We start from the raw sequence: 18867 nt of genomic DNA, 5'->3' as shown, positions 1-18867 counted from the left end.
GACACTGAGTCGGGTTCGTTTTCTTAGTCGTTTTTTGGCTTCCAGAAACGCAAAACCCCTGAAAACTTTAACGTTTTCAGGGGTTTTGTCGTTTCAAATTTGGCGGTGAAGGAGAGATTCGAACTCTCGATACAGTTTCCTGTATACACACTTTCCAGGCGTGCTCCTTAAGCCACTCGGACACTTCACCGTATCTCTGCAGACATGTTCTGTCTGTCGAGGCGCGCTAATGTAGTCGAAAGCTTTTGCGATGGCAAACTTTTTTTCAGAATTTTCATGCGCTTAAGAGAGCACGCTTCATTCTGCCAAAGCGGGTGATGGCAAACCCGCCAATCTCGGGTAAGCCGCACGCTTCCTTTATAGCAGGCAACACGCGCGCGACGCTGGCCGAAGCGCAAAACGGTGACTGGCAGGTCAGTCACGGCGCTTTACCTGGCCTGCGGCGGTGGGTAACGTCTGCCCATCTTTCTAATAAGGAATAGCGTCATGAGCGAGTTGATTGCCTACCACCTCGAAGACGGTATCGCGACCCTGACCCTGAACAATGGCAAGGTCAACGCGATTTCTCCGGATGTGATTGCGGCGTTTAACGCGGCGCTGGATCAGGCGGTGGCGGATCGCGCGGTGGTGATCATTACCGGGCAGCCGGGGATTCTCTCCGGTGGTTATGACCTGAAGGTGATGACCGCCGGCCCGAAAGAAGCCGTTGCGCTGGTGACAGCCGGTTCGACGCTGGCCCGCCGCCTGCTCTCTCACCCGTTCCCGGTGATCGTTGCTTGCCCGGGACACGCTGTGGCCAAGGGCGCTTTCCTGCTGTTGTCCGCCGATTACCGCATCGGTGTCGATGGCCCGTTCAGCATCGGTCTGAACGAAGTGCAAATCGGCATGACCATGCACCACGCCGGTATTGAGCTGGCACGCGACCGTTTGCGGCGTTCGGCTTTCCATCGGTCGGTGATCAATGGCGAGATGTTCGATCCGCAAAGTGCTGTTGATGCAGGCTTCCTCGACAAAGTCGTCACAGCCGAAGAATTGCAGGGCGCCGCGCTGACTGCCGCGCGGCAGTTGAAGAAGATCAACATGCTCGCGCACAAGAACACCAAGCTGAAAGTGCGCAAGCAACTGCTGGAAACTCTTGACGACGCCATCCTGCAGGATCAGCAACATCTGGGCTGACTCGTCCAGGATCTGCCGGTAAGTGAATAGCCCGCCCTCGTGTCGGGCTTTTTCTTACGTCACACGTCGAAGATTCGCGGAAAGCTCTAGGACGCGCCTGACAGGCAAGACTGAAACATGCGCTTAAACATCGGCCATCTCCGGACTCTATAGCGGCAATTGCCGAAAACAGTGCACATCCGTACACTGCGCCACCTTTTGTCCCGGTGGGCCTGCAAAAATGCTGTTTGTGTTTCGTATGTTGTTGATGGGCCTGCACTTTATTCTGGCCGGCGTGCTCGGCGTGATCCTTGGACTGTGCCGCCCGTTCAACCCGGACAACAGCCGACTCTGCGCCCGCCTCTACGCTTTGCCGGCGATGTGTATCTTGCGTTTGCGGGTCAGGTCCGAGGTCAACGGCTTGATGAACAAGCCCGACAGTTGCGTGATCATTGCCAACCATCAGTCCAACTACGATCTGTTCGTGTTCGGCAATGTCGTCCCGCGCCGCACCGTGTGTATCGGCAAGAAAAGCCTGAAGTGGGTGCCGTTGTTCGGCCAGTTGTTCTGGCTGGCCGGCAATGTGTTGATCGACCGTGGCAATGCGCACAAGGCGCGGCAGTCGATGCTGACGACGACCCACACCTTGCAGAACGAAGACACCTCGATCTGGGTGTTTCCGGAAGGCACCCGCAACCTCGGTGAAGATTTGTTGCCGTTCAAAAAAGGCGCGTTCCAGATGGCAATTGCCGCCGGCGTGCCGATCGTTCCGGTGTGCGTGAGCAGCTATATCAAGCACATGCGCCTGAATCGCTGGCGCAGCGGCAACGTTCTCATACGTTCCTTGCCGGCGATTCCTACAGTCGGATTGACCATGGACGACATGCCCATGCTGATCGAGCGATGCCGCGAGCAGATGCGCGAGTGCATCGAGTCGATGGATCGACAACTGCAAGCCGCGTGAAACCAAACCCGCCCCGTGCGGGTTTTCTTTTGCCGGGTGAACTGTAGAAGTTTCACTGACTCTCAAGCAGCGACACGGCTAAGCTGAAGCCTTGTTTCCCTGCCATCTGCCAAGAAGAAGTGAATCACCACCATGGGTCGAGTTGTTGCTGCTGCGGTGTACAGCGAGGGTAAGAAAGTCTCTAATATTTCGCTGGACGAAGGTGCTGCCTGGGCCGCCAAACCCGGTCACTTCGTCTGGATCGGTCTGGAAGAACCGGACGCACAGGAATTATCCAACCTGCAGCGACAGTTCAACCTGCATGAGCTGGCCATCGAAGACGCGCTGGAAAAACACAGCCGACCGAAACTGGAAACCTTTGGTGACGCTCTGTTTATCGTCACCTACTCACCGGTTCGCGAAAACGGCGTCTTGCAATTTATCGAAACGCATATCTTCGCCGGCAGGGGTTACATCATCACTGCTCGCAACGGCCATTCCGCGTCGTACGCCTATGTGCGGCAACGCTGTGAAGCGCGCCCTTTGTTGCTCGAGCACGGGGAAGATTTCGTCCTGTATGCGCTGCTCGATTTCGTCATCGAGAACTATCAGCCGGTGGGCGAAGCGATACACGCCGAGATCGATGAGCTGGAGCGCAACGTGCTGTGCAGCGCCCTCAACGAGCGCGACATCCAGAAGCTGCACGGTCTGCGCCGCGATGTGGTGCGCTTGCGCCGGTATGCGGCGCCAATGGTGGAAATTGGCGAAGAGCTGCAAAAGCTCAGTTTCCCGTTCATCGACAAGAACATGCGTCCGTACTTTCGCGATGTGCAGATTCACGTGACGCGGCAAATGGAAGATCTGAGCACGCTGGCGGACATTGCCAGCCAGACCATCGAGATCGGCGTGTTGCTCGAGGCATCCCGGCAGAGCGTGGTGCAGCGCAAGTTTGCGGCGTGGGCGGCGATTCTGGCGTTCCCGACAGCGGTGGCGGGGATCTACGGGATGAACTTCCAGAACATGCCGGAATTGACCTGGCATTACGGTTATTTTGCGGTGCTGGGGTTTATTGCGGTGGGGTGTGTGAGTTTGTGGGCGAGTTTCAAGCGGTCCGGGTGGCTGTAGCCGGGACCGCGTTGCCCCGGATATTCGCGAGCAGGCTCGCTCCCACAGGGATTGTGGGAGCAGGCCCTTTTAGCGTTGAGCCGCTTCTGGCTTGTGCGCCACGAAGCGCATCATCCACTCTGCAACGGTGGCGCCATGATGCTCCTGCTCTAGGCTCGCGACCCCCTTGCTGTAGATCTGCGAGCCCAGCGCTTCCTGGCGCAGGTCGAGCAGCGCGCGCGAGTAATCGTGAATGAATTCCGGGTGGCCCTGGAAGCACAGCACTTGATCGTTGATGTGATAAGCCGCGAACGGGCAGAAATCGCTGGAGGCGATGACCGTGGCGTTTTCCGGTAGTTCGGTGACCTGGTCCTGGTGGCTGATCAGCAGTGTCAGCTCTTCGCGCACCGGGCTCATCCACGGCGCCTTGGCTGCCAGCTGGTAGCTGTGAGTGCCGACGCCCCAGCCTTGGGACGCACGCTCACTCTTGCCACCAAGCAATAGCGCCAGCAATTGATGGCCGAAGCACACGCCGAGCAATTTGTCGCCGCGTTCGTAGCGATTCAGAAGATACGTCTTGAGGGTCTGGATCCACGGATCCGTGCCGAACGAATCGGCCTTGCTGCCAGTGACCAGATACGCATCGAAAATCTCGTCGTCGCTTGGATACTCACCCTTCACCACGTTATAGACAGTGAACTCAGCGGCGATCGGTTGTTGCGAGAACAGGCGCTGGAACATCTGCCCATAGCCCTGATATTGGTCAATCAGTTCGGGCCGCAGGATGTCGGTTTCGAGAATGCAGATGCGCAGCGACATAAAAAATACCTGACACGTGATGGGAATAATGAACACCCCAGAGCCTGCCTTGAAACACGTGGCCAAGGCAAGCCCCGAAATGCTCGCTGGCCCTAGAACATTTCACCTTTCGCCGCTTTGTCCAGCAACAGCGCTGGCGGGGTAAAGCGCTCGCCGTATTGTTCCGCCAGATACTGCGCGCGGGCGATGAAGTCCTTCAGGCCATACTGGTTGATGAACTGCAGCGCCCCGCCGGTCCATGCGGCGAAACCGATGCCGAAGATCGAGCCGACGTTGGCATCCGCCGTCGAGGTCAGCACGCCCTCCTCCACACAGCGCACGGTTTCGATGGCCTGCACAAACAACAGCCGATCACGCACATCCTTCGCAGAGATCTGTCCGTCGGCCTTCTCGAAGCGCGTTTTCAGCTCCGGCCATAAATGCTTCTGGGCACCGGCTGGATACTCATAAAAACCGCCTCCGGCAGCTTTGCCCGGTCGCTTGAATTCATTGAGCATCAAGTCAATCACGGCAAAGGCCGGGTGCTCAATCAGCGGTTTCCCTTCAGCTTGTAGGTCCTTGGCCGTCTGTTGACGGATATGGCTCATCAGGCTGAGGGAAACTTCGTCGGAGATTGCCAGAGGCCCGACCGGCATCCCGGCCTTGCGCGCTTCGGTCTCGATCATCGGCGCACTGACGCCCTCGCCAAGCATGGCAATGCCCTCGTTGGTGAACGTGCCGAACACCCGCGAGGTAAAGAAGCCGCGACTGTCGTTGACCACGATCGGAGTTTTCTTGATTTGCAGAACGAAATCGAAACCGCGAGCGAGAGTTTCGGCGCTGGTCTGCGCACCTTTGATGATTTCCACCAGCGGCATTTTTTCTACCGGACTGAAGAAATGCAGGCCGATGAATTTGCTTTGATCGGCCACCGCCGTCGCCAGACCGGTGATCGGCAGCGTCGACGTATTGGAAGCAATGACCGCTTCACCGCCCACGACCTGTTGCGCGGCGGCGGACACCCTGGCTTTGAGTTGGCGATCCTCGAACACCGCTTCGATGATCAGATCGCAACCGGCCAGATCGGCATCGCTTTCGCTCGCAACGATTCGCGCCAGCACCGCTTCGCGCTGTTCGGCAGTCATTTGGCCACGGGCAACTTTCTTGTCCAGCAGCGCTGCGGAATGCGCTTTGCCCTTCTCGGCCGCGGCAAGGTTGATGTCCTTGAGGACGACGTCGATACCGGCCGAGGCGCTGACGAACGCGATGCCAGCGCCCATCATTCCGGCGCCGAGCACACCGACTTTGCGGGTTTTATAGGGCGCAAAACCTTGCGGTCTTGAACCGCCGGCGTTGATCTCGTTCAACTGGAACCAGAACGTACCGATCAGGTTTTTCGAAATCTGCCCGGTCGTCAGCTCGGTGAAGTAGCGGGTTTCGATCAGGTGCGCGGTGTCGAAATCGACCTGAGCGCCCTCCACCGCCGCGCATAGAATCTTCTCCGGCGCCGGCAGAGTGCCGTGGGTTTTCGCGCGCAGGATCGACGGCGCAATCGCCAGCATTTGCGCCACTTTCGGGTTCGATGGCGTGCCGCCAGGAATCTGGTAACCCTTGACGTCCCAGCGCTGCACTGGCGCCGGATTGGCCAAAATCCAAGCACGCGCCTTGGCCAGCAATTCATCTGGATCCGCTGCCAATTCATCAATCAGCCCGGCCTGCAACGCCTGTTGCGGGCGCACTTTTTTGCCTTCAAGCAAGTACGGCAGGGCTTTTTCGATGCCGAGCATGCGCACCATGCGCACCACCCCGCCGCCGCCCGGCAAAAGACCCAAGGTCACTTCCGGTAGACCGAGTTGCACCGAGGCGTCATCAACAGCAATGCGGTGGTGACAGGCCAGACAGATCTCCCAGCCGCCGCCCAGCGCGGCGCCGTTGATCGCCGCGACCACCGGTTTGCCGAGGGTTTCCAGGCTGCGCAATTGCGCCTTGAGGGTCAGCACCATGTCGTAGAAGGCTTTGGCTTCGGGCTTGCCGACCTTGATCAATTCATTGAGGTCGCCGCCGGCAAAAAAGGTTTTCTTCGCCGAGGTAATGATCACTCCGGCAATGCTGTCTTTCTCGGCCAGCAAGCGGGCAACGCAAGCGGCCATGGCCTCGCGGTACACGGCGTTCATGGTGTTGGCGCTCTGGCCCGGCATGTCCATGGTCAGCACGACGATACCGTCCTGGCCTTTTTCGTAACGAATGGCTTCGCTCATAACAGGGTTCCTTGAAGTCGGGGCTCAGAGGCGTTCGATGATGGTGGCAATGCCCATGCCGCCGCCGACACACAGCGTCGCCAGGCCGTAGCGCAGATGCCGCGCTTCCAGTTCATCAAGCAGGGTGCCGAGGATCGCGCAACCCGTGGCGCCCAGCGGGTGGCCCATGGCGATCGAGCCGCCGTTGACGTTGACCTTGCCGGGATCGACGGCCATGTCCTTGATGAATTTCAACACCACCGAAGCAAACGCTTCGTTGACCTCGAACAGATCGATGTCCTCCACGCGCAGTCCGGCCTTCGCCAAGGCTTTGCGGGTCGCCGGCGCTGGGCCGGTGAGCATGATGGTCGGATCTGTGCTGGTGACGGCCGTGGCGACGATACGCGCGCGTGGCTGCAGCCCCAGCGCGCGGCCCTTGGCTTCGGAGCCGATGAGCATCAGCGCCGCACCGTCGACAATCCCGGAACTGTTGCCCGGCGTGTGCACGTGGTTGATCCGCTCGACATGGCTGTAGACCCGCAACGCCGTGGCGTCAAAGCCCATCTGCCCGATCATTTCGAAACTTGGCTTGAGCTTGCCCAGGCCTTCGAGGGTCGATTCGGCGCGGATAAACTCATCGTGATCAAGCAGGATGATGCCGTTCTGATCCTGCACCGGCACCAGCGACTTGTTGAACGAGCCGTCGGACCGTGCTCGCGCGGCTTTTTGCTGGGAGTGCAGTGCGTAGGCATCGACATCCTGCCGGCTGAAGCCTTCGAGGGTGGCGATCAGATCGGCGCCGACCCCTTGCGGGGTGAAATGGCTGTGCAGGTTGGTCTGCGGGTCCAGCGCCCAGGCGCCGCCATCGCTGCCCATTGGCACCCGCGACATCGACTCGACGCCGCCAACCACCACCAGATCCTCGAAGCCCGAGCGCACTTTCATCGCGCCAAGATTCACCGCTTCCAGACCCGAAGCGCAGAAACGGTTGATCTGCACACCGGCGACGCTGACGTCCCAGTCGGCCACTTGCACCGCCGTCTTGGCGATGTCCGAGCCTTGATCGCCAATCGGCGTGACGCAGCCGAGGACAACATCATCGACCTGACTGGTGTCCAGCGCGGTGCGCGCCTGCAAGGCGCTCAGCAAACCGGCCACCAGGTTGACCGGCTTCACGCTGTGCAGCGCGCCATCGGCCTTGCCTTTGCCACGCGGGGTGCGCAACGCATCGAAAATCAAAGCTTCAGTCATGACGTCCTCGAACCTGATTTATTGTCACTTCACTTTCGCCCTGCGCCGACTGGCAAGCAATGACCACATTGCTCAAAGCGCTTGACGCACACGCTCAGACGGACGGTCATCCGTCATCAGGTGAACCGGTTCAGGTCGCCGAGTTGTCTAGCCAGCGGGCGGCAAAGAAGCTGGCAATACGCCTCATGCCGTTTTAAGAGCTTTTGCAAAGAACTCCATATGAAATGGATCTAAGCGAAGGCAGACGTGGGCTCTAAGGTGAAGATGTACGCCATCGTCGTCGGGTTTTGCCGAGACGGGCGTCCTTTAACAGGAAGTGCAACGCGTGCCGTCAGGGATATGCACTCAGGCATGCATCAGGAAATAACAATAAAGGCGGTCAAGCCATGTTCAAACAACCGAAAGTACGTCAAGCAGGACTCATTCTTTTCGCCACGACGCTGTTGTTGATCTTGCCGAATCTGACCAAGGTCATCGGCTGATTCAAACGTCGCGTGCTGTATATCGCCACTGAAAATGTGACTGGCCCGCTACCCGGGCCAGCGCGGTTGTGCCAACCTTTGCGCACTCCCACGACATGGACGGCGATCATTTGAAAACGCTCACTGCGCTCGGTGCCTTGCTACTGAGCTTGCCCTTGGCTGCCGCACAACTGGATCTGCAGTTGGGCGCAAACAGCCGCACCTGGCAGACCGAAGAGCTGCTCAAACATCCTCAGCTGCAAACTCTCACGATCAACAATGATGTTTCCTACAAGAAGGACATGACCTATCAGGCGGTGCCTCTGGCCGCATTGCTGAAGGGGGTCAAGCCGGAGGATCACTTGCAAGCGGTGGCGCTGGACGGCTTTGCCGCAGAGCTGGCCGCTGCACCCTTGCTGAACAAGGACGGCGCACGAGCATGGCTGGCAATCGAGGACCCGGCGCGGCCGTGGCCACCGCTGTCTGCCGGCAAGCACAGCGCCGGGCCGTTCTATCTGGTCTGGACCGATCCGCAGGCCGGCAATATCAGCCCCGAACAGTGGCCGTTCGAAGTCGCCAGCATCAAGCTGATGGCGTCGGTGGCCCAACGCTTCCCTGCCCTGCTGCCCGATCCTGCCTTGAAGGCCGATGATCCGGTGAACAAGGGTTTTGCCCTGTTTCAGAAAAACTGCCTGGCCTGTCACCGGTTGAATGGTGCCGGAGACGCGCAGTTCGGTCCGGATCTGAATATTCCGTATAGCCCGACCGAGTATTTTGGGGTGGATTTCTTGAAGCGCTACATCCGCGATCCGCAGAGTTTGCGTCAGTGGCCGCAGGCGAAGATGCCGGGGTTTTCCGCGCAGGTGTTGCCGGATGGAGACCTGGAAATGCTGGTGGGCTATCTCAAGCACATGGCCGGGCGCAAAGCCAAGCCTTGATGCAGTCAACCTGGTGGGAGCGAGCCTGCTCGCGAAGGCGGAGTGTCAGTCGCTGGTTGGCTAGCTGATGGACCGCTTTCGCGAGCAGGCTCGCTCCCACAGGGCTTTGCGTGCGTCGAGCTATTGTTGCTGGACGGATATAACCGGCGTCGGCGAGACGAATACCTTGGCGTGCATCTGCTCGCAGCCGCCGCCCCGGCGCATGCCGCGGACCGGGCAGGCATCGAGATAATCCAGGCCGACCGCCAGCTTCAAGTGTCGCTCCGGGCGCGCCAGTTGGTTGGTCACGTCGAAGCTGTACCACGCGTCGTCCAGCCACGCTTCTGCCCAGGCATGACTGGCCAGATGCTCGCAATCTTCGCTGTAGAGATACCCCGACACGTAACGCGACGGCACACCGAGGCTGCGCGCGCAGGCGAGAAACGCATGGGTATGATCCTGACAAACCCCGGCGCGACCGGCGAAAGCTTCGGCGGCGCTGGTGTCGACTTCAGTCGAGCCCGGCTTGTAGCTCATGTGCTGATTCAGACCGTGCATCAAGTCGATCAGCGCGGTGCGATCTCGCCGTTGCTTGCAGTTCTTCGCGGCAAATTCGCGCAAGGCTTCATCGGCTTCGGTCAGGCGCGTGAAGCGCAGGAACGGCAGCGCCGACTGGCTCTCATGTTCGGCCTCGCGCAATTCATCGATATCGACCTGCCCCCGGGCGCCGATGATGATCGCTTCGTGCGGCTCGTCCATGGTCAGCACATGCAGGATGTTGCCGAACGGATCGAGCTGCGCACGCACCGGACGCGGCAGGTCGAGTTGCCAACTGAGAACATGCTGGCGCTCGCTGTCGTGGGGCGTCAGGCGCAGGTACTGGATGCTCGCGCGCACCTGATCTTCGTAGTGATAGGTGGTCTCGTGGCTTATGGAAAGTCTCATGCAGCCTCCAGGTAGGAACTGTGAATGGCGTTGCCCAACTGGCGCACCAGCGGGATGAATTCGGTCAGCCAGGCGTGCAGGCCTTCTTCGAGGATTTCGTTGATGCCGGTGTAGCGCAGGCGTGCGTCCATTTCCGCCGCCAGGCGTTGTGCCGGTCGGCCGTTGGCGCCTGGCAGTTGCGCGAGGATCTGGTCGATCTCTTCGGTACAGGCACGCAGCGAACGCGGCACATCGGCGCGTAACAGCAGCAGTTCGGCGACATGCCGGGCGCCGGGCGCGTCGCGGTAGATTTCGGTGTAGGCCTCGAATGAGGACAAGGCGCGCAGCAGCGCACTCCATTGGTAATAGGCGTGCGCCGTGCCGTCGCTGACTGCTTCGGCCTGATCGCCGGCCATTTCGTAACGGGCATCGAGCAGGCGCAGCGTGTTGTCCGCGCGCTCGATAAACGTGCCCAGACGAATAAAGCGAAACGCGTCGTTGCGCATGATCGTGCCGTATGAGGCGCCACGAAACAGGTGCGAACGTTCCTTGATCCATTCACAGAAACGACTCATGCCATAGCGGCTCAAGCCCTGTTCGGCGATGCCGCGAATTTCCAGCCAGGTCGCGTTGATGTTTTCCCACATGTCCGCAGTGATTCGCCCGCGTACCGCATGAGCACTGGCCCGCGCTGCACCAAGGCAGCTGTAGATACTGGCCGGGTTGGCCGCATCCAGTGCGAAGAAATGCAGCAGGCGCTCGGCGTGGAGATCGCCGTGGCGTTCAAGGTAATCGTCCAGGGTGCCGGTGATCAGCAACGGCATGGCGAGTTCGTGCAGACCGTCGCCGCGCCCGTCCTGCGGCATCAGCGACAGCGAATAACTGATGTCGAGCATGCGCGCGAGATTCTCCGCACGCTCCAGGTAACGCGACATCCAGTACAGATCCGAGGCAGTTCTACTTAACATGGCAAGCTTCCTTCAATCCTCGACTACCCAGGTGTCCTTGGTCCCGCCGCCCTGGGAGGAGTTCACCACCAGGGAGCCTTCACGCAACGCGACACGGGTCAAACCGCCGGGCACGACCCGGGTTTCGCGGCCGGACAGCACGAACGGACGCAAGTCGATATGGCGCGGCGCGATGCCGTTTTCGACAAAGGTCGGACAGGTCGACAGCGATAGTGTCGGTTGCGCAATGTAGGCATGGGGTTTGGCTTTGATGCGCTCGCGAAAGGCATCGATTTCCGCCGTCGTCGCGGCTGGCCCAACGAGCATCCCGTAACCGCCGGAGCCTTGGGTTTCCTTGACCACCAGTTCCGGAAGATTGGCCAGCACGTGGGACAGCTCGGACGGGTTGCGGCACTGCCAGGTCGGCACGTTTTTCAGAATCGGCTCTTCGTCGAGGTAGAAACGGATCATGTCGGTGACAAACGGGTACACCGATTTATCGTCCGCCACTCCGGTGCCGATGGCGTTGGCCAGCACCACATTGCCGGAACGATAGGACGACAGCAGCCCCGGCACGCCGAGCATTGAGTCCGGGTTGAATGCCAGCGGATCGAGGAAGGCATCGTCGAGGCGACGGTAGATCACGTCGACCGCTTTCGGGCCGTCAGTGGTGCGCATGAAGACTTTGTCGTCACGCACGAACAGATCCGCACCTTCGACCAGTTCCACGCCCATTTCCCGGGCAAGAAACGCATGTTCGAAGAACGCGCTGTTGAAGCGCCCCGGCGTCAACACCACTACGCTCGGATTGTCGATCGGGCTTGAGCTTTTCAGGGTGTCGAGCAGCAGATTGGGATAGTGATCGATCGGGGCGATGCGTTGGGCGGAGAACAGTTCGGGGAACAGACGCATCATCATCTTGCGGTCCTCGAGCATGTAGCTGACGCCGCTGGGTGTGCGCAGGTTGTCTTCGAGAACGTAATAAGTGCCATCGCCATCGCGCACCAGATCGACGCCGGAGATATGCGAGTAGATGTCGCGGTGCAGATCCAGGCCTTGCATCGCCAATTGGTATTGCTCGTTGGCCAGCACCTGTTCGGCGGGAATGATCCCGGCCTTGATGATGCGCTGCTCGTGGTAGAGGTCGGCGAGAAACATGTTCAACGCTTTGACCCGCTGAATGCAGCCGCGCTCGACAATCCGCCATTCACTGGCCGGAATGCTGCGGGGAATGGTGTCGAACGGAATCAGGCGCTCGGTGCCCTGCTCGTCGCCATAGAGCGTGAAGGTGATCCCGGCACGGTGGAACAGCAGATCGGCCTCGCGGCGGCGCTGCGCGAGCAGCTCGTCGGGCGTCTCGGCCAGCCAGCGGGCAAATTCCCGGTAATGCGGGCGGACCAGTCCGCCGGCATCGTACATCTCGTCAAAATAGGTGCGGATCATGCCGTACTCCTTGTCACTCCGGACATACAGGCCTTCGCAAGGCCCGTGCCATCGGCATAAACGCTTTGATTTCAATCGGTTGTAGATCCACGCCGAAGGCTGCGCACCATTCCTGTGCGGCAAATGCCCCGGTCCGATTGCCCCCGCTTCATTGCGACGCACTGCATCGCCTATCACCAGCATAGTCAGAGTTGATTTCACTGCCCGGCCACGACTGCGGATAATCCGCGCATTCGCTGCAAAACTTCCCCGGCACGCCGCCGCGAAGTAGACAGCTCAACTGATCTGAACTGCCTTGGCAGCCCCGTCCCGACAGGACTTTATTGCATACCCGTCTTCCCTTTTAGCCACCCTCTCCGGTGGCTTTTTTTTGCCCAGGATTCTTGTTTCAGGGTTTTGCCACTGCGATGTGCAGAAGCCAGAAACGACAACGGCCGACCCGAAGGTCAGCCGTTGCCCGACAGACAATGCGCAATATCAATTCAACCGGTAACGATTGCGCACCTCCTGCTTCACGCCCCAACCCTCGATAATGCCGCCCAGCGGTTCGACCACGGCTGAAAAGCCTTGCTCGAAATCGCCGATGTCGTCATAGGTTGCGTACATCACTTTGCTCAATTCCAGCGACCAGGCGCCGTCGTCGCGCGCACTGACCTGGGCATTGATGGATTCACCACGAAATTTGCCTGCTGCCCTGCGCGCCCGCTCCTCGTCCGGGAAAATCGCGTAGAACTCGATGGGATGGAACCGGGAAAAATCGAAACCGCCTTCTTTCATGCGGCGCAGAACGTTGCTGCTGATGTCTTCTTGATAGGCTGTGCTCATGAATCGTCCCCCTCGATTGATGGATAGACTTTCCGTATTCCCGCCCCGGGCCTTTTGGCCTAAGTACTACGGCAACGTGGTTGCGCGCGGGAAACAAGCATGTAGCTGACAAGACCAGACCTTAGCGATCCATTCGCTGATCTCGCTTGCAGAGTAGCCCCAAGAGAGCGCCGCTGCCAAGGCCTGGTTTACGAGATGACAGGAAGTGTTCAGACAGGGGTGATGCTGCGGATTTCGATGCCGTTCTGGGTCTTGAGGTTTTTCACCCCGGCATCGGCGGTGCGCCCTTCCAGATCGTTGAGATCCAGCTTGGCGGCGACCGGAAGAAGCCGCTCTTTGACGAGCCGTGCGGCTTCATCATCGGACGGGCATTCCTCACGTTCGAAGACTTCATCGACAATTTCACCGTGATCATCCACGAAAGTGACTTTCCACTTTTGCATCAGTGCCTCCTCGATCAACCCGTAAATGGGCTTACCTCTATCTCGACTTTTTTCCGCGATAGTTGGTTCAAAAGGATTACAGCCGACAACGGTGAAAATAACCATCCAATCGGTAAGGCGGACTTCTGTGGCGAGGGGATAAATCCCCTCGCCACAAAAGCTCCCTTGCAGAGCGACTTCAGCGTGATCAGTCGTTGCTCGGCTTGTTGACCGCCTGCAGCACGTATTGCGGCAAGGCGAACGCGCCGATGTGGATTTCCGGGTTGTAGTAACGGGTGACGATGCCGCTGCCGATGAAGCGCTGTTGCAGGGTTTCACGGCTGAGCTTGCGGTAGGCCGGGTTGGTCGAGCCCCAGGCGAAGGTCATCGAACCGCCGATGTAGGTCGGCACGGCGGCCTGATAGAAATGCCAGTCCGGGAACAGGCTGCGCAGGCGACCGGCGGTGGTTTTGACTTCGTCGATTTGCATGAACGGTGTGCCGTTCTGAGTCACCAGGATGCCGCCTTCGTTCAGGCAGCGGTGGCATGCCTGGTAGAAGTTCTCCGAGAACAGCACTTCGCCCGGGCCGATCGGGTCGGTGGAGTCGGAGATGATCACGTCGAATTTTTCAGTGGTGGTAGCGACGAAACGCATGCCGTCATCGATCACCAGGTTCAGGCGCGGATCGTCGTAGGCACCGGCGGAATGGTTCGGCAGGAACTCCTTGCACATGTCGACCACGGTGCCGTCGATTTCAACCATGGTGATGTGCTCGACGCCGGCGTGCTTGGTCACTTCGCGCAGCATACCGCCGTCACCGCCGCCGATGATCAGCACGCGCTTGGCAGTGCCATGGGCGAGGATCGGCACGTGGGTGAGCATCTCGTGGTAGATGAATTCGTCAGCTTCGGTGGTCTGGATCACGCCGTCCAGCGCCATCACCCGGCCCATGCGCGGGTTCTGGAAGATCACCAGATGCTGGTGTTCGGTGCGCACTTCGTGCAGCAGTTTTTCCATGCGAAAACGCTGGCCGTAGCCTTCGTAGAGGGTTTCCAGGTACTCGCTGGTCTTGGTGACGGTCATGGTCAAGTGCTCCGATAAATGCGCGGGCGCCATCGTAGGGACGATTGCCCGGGAAAGGCGCGCATTCTACGTTGCCGAAGATGACAGGTCGAACCTCCGGTTGTTTTTTACCAGCGCAAACCACTGTGGGAGCGAGCCTGCTCGCGAAAGCGCAGCATCAGTTGCCGGTGATGGCGACTGACCCAACGTCTTCGCGAGCAGGCTCGCTCCCACAGAGATGACCGTGTGATCGAAAATCAGCTCAGATCCGGACGTTGCCTCGCGGTCCGGCAATCGCCCAGATGATCAGGCCCAGCACCGGCAGGAGGATGATCAGCAACACCCAGACGATTTTCATTCCGGTGGAGGCGCCGCTTTTCAGCACGTTGATGATGGCCCAGATGTCGAGGGCAAGGATGATCAGGCCAATCAGACCGTTGAACGTGGAACCCATGGTGTCGCTCCAGAATAGTGGCATGCACTTTTAGGATAGACGGTCGCGCGCAGGGTTCCCTTTTATTGCGTTCAGACGTGAACGGCGACCTTCAAGGCTTCCAGCGCTGGCGCGGCGGCGATGCCAACCTCGGCGCACAACTCCAGCACGCGGGGCACATCGTTGCCGTAGACCAGGACCATTTGCAACTCATCGTCGAGCAACTGGCTGAAGTTCATCAACGTGTAACCGCCGTTCTCCTTGTTCAGGCTGCTCATTTGCACCTGGATGCGGTTGAGTGCGGTCAGCGCTTCGGTCTTGGCCAGTTGTTTGGGCTTGAGATTGAAATCGACGCCCGGACCAAACGAGGCAACGATTTGTGCGAACAGGTCGACATAGGTATCGGCCTGAAACAGCACGGTTTCCGGCAGGCTACCGACCACTACCCACTCACCCAGCGGGATCGGGAAAGTGTCGTCGTAGTTGATGTCCGGATTGGCGGTCAGAAAAGCCTCGGCATCGGCGTAGGCCTGAGCGGCTTCGTCGGCCACCTTCAGGATCTCGTCCTCGCCCATGCAGCCGGAGCTGATTTTGCTGATGAGTTCGACGAGTGCGGCTTTCATGAGGGCGGATCCTGTGGCGGAGGTGAATTTTCAGGGCGCGAAGGATAGCGCATTCTGCCCTTCGCCACAGTCCGTGGACTTTACGCCAGCAACTTTTCCAGCTGCGCGGTGGTATCGACTGCGCCCATGGTCCGCGCCGCGTCGAGCGCGGTCACGCCATTGGCGTCCTTGGCTTTCGGGTCTGCACCCTGGCCGATCAGGTAGTCGACGATTTCAACGCGGTTGAACATTGCCGCCATCATCAGCGCGGTACGGCCGTCGAAGGAAGAACCTTCAATCTCGGCGCCCGCCTCGACCAGCGCCTTGACCACCGCCAGATCGCCCTTGAACGCGGCGCCGGCAATCGGGCTCTGGCCGTTGCCATTGCGCATTTCCGGATCGGCCTTGTGTTTAAGCAGGACCTTCACCGCATCGACATGGCCGTAGTAGCTGGCGAGCATCAACAAGGTGTCGCCCTTGCTGTTTTTCAGGTTCACCGGCAGCCCGGCGGTGACCAAGCGATCAAGCATCTCGGCATCACCGTCGCGCGCCTTGTTGAAAACCTGCTCGGTGAATTCGGCAGCTTCTTCAGGGGTCATCTGGCGGCTTTGGTCGGACATGGGGCACTCCATTTCGGTCTATCGGAAAGCCGACAGTTTCCCGAGCGCGACGGTGGCTGTCACTCGGTTTTTTCCGAGCGTCCCGATAGCCACACTCAATATCGATGTTTGCCCTGTTGAATTTCAGCGAGGATTTGCTCACTGACATGCACATAGGTTTCGCTGCCCGGCAGCCAGGCGAAGATCGGGTCATCGCCGGTGAGCCCGGGGTCAAAGCCTTCCGTTTTCAGGCGGGTCTTCTGGTATTTGAAGGTCCCGGTGGTTTCCATTTTCACTTTCACCCGCAAGAACAACGGCACGGCATAAGCCGGCATACGTTGCCGGGCGAAACTCAGCAGTTCAGCGAAATCCAGCGTGGCCAAGGATTCGGCGGGAGTAATTGCAGCCATCCCCGCACGCCCGTTGGTGTTGGGGATTTCCACACCGTAGGCCACGGCTTCAGCGATCAGCGGATGTTGCAGCAACAAATTCTCGACTTCGGTGGTCGACACGTTTTCACCCTTCCAGCGATAGGTATCGCCGAGGCGATCAACAAATTGCGCATGGCCGAAACCGATATTGCGCAGCAGGTCGCCGGTGTTGAAAAAGCGATCGCCCTTGTTGAACACATCGTGGAGGACGACGCGGGCGGTTTTCTGCGGGTCGGTGTAACCGTCCAGCGGTGCCTTGTCGTCGATCCGCGCCAGCAGCAGGCCCTGCTCGCCCTTGCCGACCTTGCGCATGAAACCATCATCGCCGCGCAATGGCTCGCCACTGTCATGGTCGTAAGCGACCAGTTCCCACGCCATCAGCGAAAACCCGACGGTGTTGTCGAAATTGAGGATGTTGGTGAAACCGATGTTGCCGTCGCTCGCCGCGTACAGCTCACAAATGTGCTCGACGGCAAAACGCGTCTTGAACTCGGCCCAGGCACCAGGACGCAAACCATTGCCGATCATCTTGCGCACGTCGTGGCGGCTGTCATCGGCGCTGACCGGTTGCTCGACCAGATAGCGACAGAGTTCGCCGACGTAGCCGATGGTGGTCGCGCGATAGCGGCGCACGTCACCCCAGAACTGGCTGGCGCTGAACTTGCGGCGGATGGCGAAACCCGAGGCGCCGTTGATCGCCGATCCCCAGCACACGCACAGGCCCGTGGCGTGATACAGCGGCAAGGTGCAGTAAACGACATCATCCGGGCGCATATCGAGGGCGATCATGCCGAAGCTCGCCGAACTGCGCATCCAGCGTCCATGCTTGAAAACCCCGGCCTTGGGCAGGCCGGTGGTGCCGGAGGTGTAGATGTAGAAACACGGATCGTCGAAGAAAATCTGCGCGCTGCTCGGCGGGTTATCGCTACTGGCGTCAGCACTGGCGCTGATCAGATTGACGTAGCCCTCAGGCGCGATGCCCGGATGGCTGTAGGTGTCCTGATCGGCGACGAACCAGGTGCGCGGCGCTGCGATCGCAACCTGATCACGCACGCCGGCATAGGCAGCGGTCAGTTCTTCGCCAACCACAATAGCCACCGGCGCAACCAGATTGATGCTGTGAACAAGCGTGTCGCGCATCAACGAGGTATTGAGCAGCGCACTCACCGCGCCGAGCTTGGCCAGCGCCAGGATTGTCACCAGTAATTCCGCACGGTTCTCGATGAACACCGCGACCACATCGCCCTTGCCGATGCCTTGCTCGCTCAGGTAATGCGCAATGCGATTGGCCCACTGGTTGACCTGCGTGTAGGTCAACGCCACGTCGCCCTGCAACAACGCCACACCATCGGGATTGCGCCGCGTCGCCTGCTCGAACGTCCAGCCCAGACCACACGTTTGGGTCGGATCCGTGACATTGGCCACTTTCATGCCTTTGACCACGCGGGGGATGGCCTTGGCGATCATCGGCAGTTTGCGGAGCATCATGCCCCAGGTAATCGTGTCGCTTGGTGCGTGACGCATGAAAGCTCCCCGTTCGATCTTGACGTGCAGACCGCTGTTCTTGTTATCGGGTAATGACTGCGACCGACGCTTTTACGCTGTGGGTCGAGAAGGAAAGTACGTCAGTGCTCGCGGGGCTGTACACGCGGTTTTTGCAATGATTTGTATCCCGTCGCGCCTCCGGGGAAGAGCGGATTCTGGTACGGACGTTTGGTTCCGTTGTATGGAGAAAAATCACGCAAAATGCAGGATGCACGATGGCCATTCATGCAGATTGCACGACACCTGCAAAATGCAATGCCTTCAACTTATTGATTTTAAAAGGATTTTATTCGCATCAATACTGGCACAAACGCTGCAACTACCTCCGCATGCTTGCCATTCAAGTACATACGGAGCTGATGACATGAGCCTGATTCAAGAAAAATTTACATCGCTGTTCTCCAACTACGAAGTGAGCACTGCCCCACGTCCTGACGGTGGCATCCTGCTCACTCTGCGTAGCAGCGACGGCAAAGTCTTCAAACGCGCCCTCTCGTATCAGCAACTGCATGCCGGTGACCAACTGTCGTGGGCGATCAGCGCGATCCGCCGCGACCTGGCCGAACAAGCCAGCGAGCTGCCGCAAATTGCAATGCTGCAGAGCCAGCAGCGTTTTGCTCTGCCGACCTATCACTCGCTGTAATTTTTAAAGCGCTATAAGCAAAACAGGCCGTGGAGCTTTCGCTTCACGGCCTGTTTTTTTGTGTTGATGCAGAACCCTGTGGGAGCGAGCTTGCTCGCGAAAGCGGTGTGTCAGGGCTAAATTT

The 18867-nt window shown here is 59.2% G+C and carries 18 protein-coding genes and 1 tRNA gene; 5 read left to right on the top strand and 14 right to left on the bottom strand.

Going from position 1 to position 18867, the window contains the following annotated elements; genetic code table 11:
- Positions 1 to 100: 100 nt before the first annotated feature.
- Positions 101 to 190, bottom strand: a tRNA-Ser gene (locus tag F8N49_RS13995).
- Between the two features lie 296 nt (positions 191 to 486).
- Between F8N49_RS13995 and F8N49_RS13990 the strand changes: the two genes are divergently transcribed.
- The 3 genes from F8N49_RS13990 to F8N49_RS13980 all read left to right on the top strand — a co-directional run bounded on the left by F8N49_RS13990 (position 487) and on the right by F8N49_RS13980 (position 3223).
- Complete coding sequence (locus F8N49_RS13990; RefSeq protein ID WP_073472573.1) at positions 487 to 1176, top strand: crotonase/enoyl-CoA hydratase family protein; 690 nt, start codon at positions 487 to 489, stop codon at positions 1174 to 1176.
- 220 nt (positions 1177 to 1396) lie between these two features.
- The gene (locus F8N49_RS13985; RefSeq protein ID WP_024012238.1) at positions 1397 to 2119 is read left to right on the top strand and encodes a 1-acylglycerol-3-phosphate O-acyltransferase; all 723 of its coding nucleotides are present in this window, start codon (positions 1397 to 1399) and stop codon (positions 2117 to 2119) included.
- Between the two features lie 132 nt (positions 2120 to 2251).
- Complete coding sequence (locus F8N49_RS13980) at positions 2252 to 3223, top strand: magnesium and cobalt transport protein CorA (RefSeq protein ID WP_122612025.1); 972 nt, start codon at positions 2252 to 2254, stop codon at positions 3221 to 3223.
- A gap of 69 nt (positions 3224 to 3292) precedes the next feature.
- Here F8N49_RS13980 and F8N49_RS13975 read toward each other — a convergent pair whose 3' ends face one another.
- The 3 genes from F8N49_RS13975 to F8N49_RS13965 form a co-directional block, all read right to left on the bottom strand.
- The gene (locus F8N49_RS13975; RefSeq protein WP_110645140.1) at positions 3293 to 4021 is read right to left on the bottom strand and encodes an amidotransferase; all 729 of its coding nucleotides are present in this window, start codon (positions 4019 to 4021) and stop codon (positions 3293 to 3295) included.
- Between the two features lie 92 nt (positions 4022 to 4113).
- Positions 4114 to 6258: a 3-hydroxyacyl-CoA dehydrogenase NAD-binding domain-containing protein gene (locus F8N49_RS13970; RefSeq protein WP_151551778.1), complete on the bottom strand. Its 2145-nt coding sequence runs from the start codon at positions 6256 to 6258 to the stop codon at positions 4114 to 4116.
- Between the two features lie 24 nt (positions 6259 to 6282).
- Positions 6283 to 7488 (bottom strand): acetyl-CoA C-acetyltransferase, encoded by a 1206-nt coding sequence (locus F8N49_RS13965; RefSeq protein ID WP_071171536.1) that lies wholly within the window; start codon positions 7486 to 7488, stop codon positions 6283 to 6285.
- Positions 7489 to 8065: 577 nt separating this feature from the next.
- On the opposite strand from F8N49_RS13965, the gene F8N49_RS13960 reads away from it, so the two are divergent.
- Positions 8066 to 8887 carry a cytochrome c gene (locus tag F8N49_RS13960; RefSeq protein ID WP_151551779.1) on the top strand — a complete coding sequence of 274 codons (822 nt, stop codon included), beginning with the start codon at positions 8066 to 8068 and terminating at the stop codon, positions 8885 to 8887.
- A gap of 120 nt (positions 8888 to 9007) precedes the next feature.
- On the opposite strand, the gene F8N49_RS13955 is transcribed toward F8N49_RS13960, so the two are convergent.
- The 10 genes from F8N49_RS13955 to F8N49_RS13910 form a co-directional block, all read right to left on the bottom strand.
- The gene (locus tag F8N49_RS13955) at positions 9008 to 9811 is read right to left on the bottom strand and encodes a transglutaminase family protein (RefSeq protein ID WP_151551777.1); all 804 of its coding nucleotides are present in this window, start codon (positions 9809 to 9811) and stop codon (positions 9008 to 9010) included.
- Positions 9808 to 10758: an alpha-E domain-containing protein gene (locus F8N49_RS13950; protein WP_016773788.1), complete on the bottom strand. Its 951-nt coding sequence runs from the start codon at positions 10756 to 10758 to the stop codon at positions 9808 to 9810. The genes F8N49_RS13955 and F8N49_RS13950 overlap by 4 nt, the downstream gene beginning before the upstream one ends.
- 12 nt (positions 10759 to 10770) lie before the next feature.
- Entirely contained in the window at positions 10771 to 12180 is a 1410-nt protein-coding gene (locus tag F8N49_RS13945; RefSeq protein ID WP_016773787.1) for a circularly permuted type 2 ATP-grasp protein, read from the bottom strand.
- A 477-nt stretch (positions 12181 to 12657) separates the two neighbouring features.
- A complete protein-coding gene (locus tag F8N49_RS13940; protein WP_003223226.1) occupies positions 12658 to 13005 on the bottom strand; it encodes a ribonuclease E inhibitor RraB in 348 nt (115 codons plus the stop codon).
- A 209-nt stretch (positions 13006 to 13214) separates the two neighbouring features.
- Complete coding sequence (locus F8N49_RS13935) at positions 13215 to 13448, bottom strand: hypothetical protein (RefSeq protein ID WP_024012230.1); 234 nt, start codon at positions 13446 to 13448, stop codon at positions 13215 to 13217.
- Between the two features lie 187 nt (positions 13449 to 13635).
- The gene (gene speE, locus F8N49_RS13930; protein ID WP_016773785.1) at positions 13636 to 14511 is read right to left on the bottom strand and encodes a polyamine aminopropyltransferase; all 876 of its coding nucleotides are present in this window, start codon (positions 14509 to 14511) and stop codon (positions 13636 to 13638) included.
- A gap of 241 nt (positions 14512 to 14752) precedes the next feature.
- On the bottom strand, positions 14753 to 14944 hold the full coding sequence (locus F8N49_RS13925; RefSeq protein WP_016773784.1) for a PLDc N-terminal domain-containing protein: 192 nt from the start codon (positions 14942 to 14944) through the stop codon (positions 14753 to 14755).
- Between the two features lie 71 nt (positions 14945 to 15015).
- Entirely contained in the window at positions 15016 to 15546 is a 531-nt protein-coding gene (locus F8N49_RS13920; protein ID WP_122751779.1) for a hypothetical protein, read from the bottom strand.
- Between the two features lie 80 nt (positions 15547 to 15626).
- Positions 15627 to 16145, bottom strand: coding sequence for an ankyrin repeat domain-containing protein (locus tag F8N49_RS13915; protein WP_039763836.1), 519 nt, complete (start codon positions 16143 to 16145; stop codon positions 15627 to 15629).
- 95 nt (positions 16146 to 16240) lie between these two features.
- Positions 16241 to 18079: a long-chain-acyl-CoA synthetase gene (locus F8N49_RS13910; RefSeq protein WP_151551776.1), complete on the bottom strand. Its 1839-nt coding sequence runs from the start codon at positions 18077 to 18079 to the stop codon at positions 16241 to 16243.
- 385 nt (positions 18080 to 18464) lie between these two features.
- Between F8N49_RS13910 and F8N49_RS13905 the strand changes: the two genes are divergently transcribed.
- Positions 18465 to 18743, top strand: a complete 279-nt coding sequence (locus tag F8N49_RS13905) for a DUF3509 domain-containing protein (protein ID WP_016773780.1) — start codon at positions 18465 to 18467, stop codon at positions 18741 to 18743.
- Positions 18744 to 18867: the final 124 nt, after the last annotated feature.

The sequence above is a fragment of the Pseudomonas sp. GXM4 genome (genome assembly GCF_008923895.1).
In the GTDB taxonomy this organism is placed as follows: domain Bacteria; phylum Pseudomonadota; class Gammaproteobacteria; order Pseudomonadales; family Pseudomonadaceae; genus Aquipseudomonas; species Aquipseudomonas atacamensis.
This window is presented reverse-complemented; position numbering and strand designations above follow the sequence as displayed.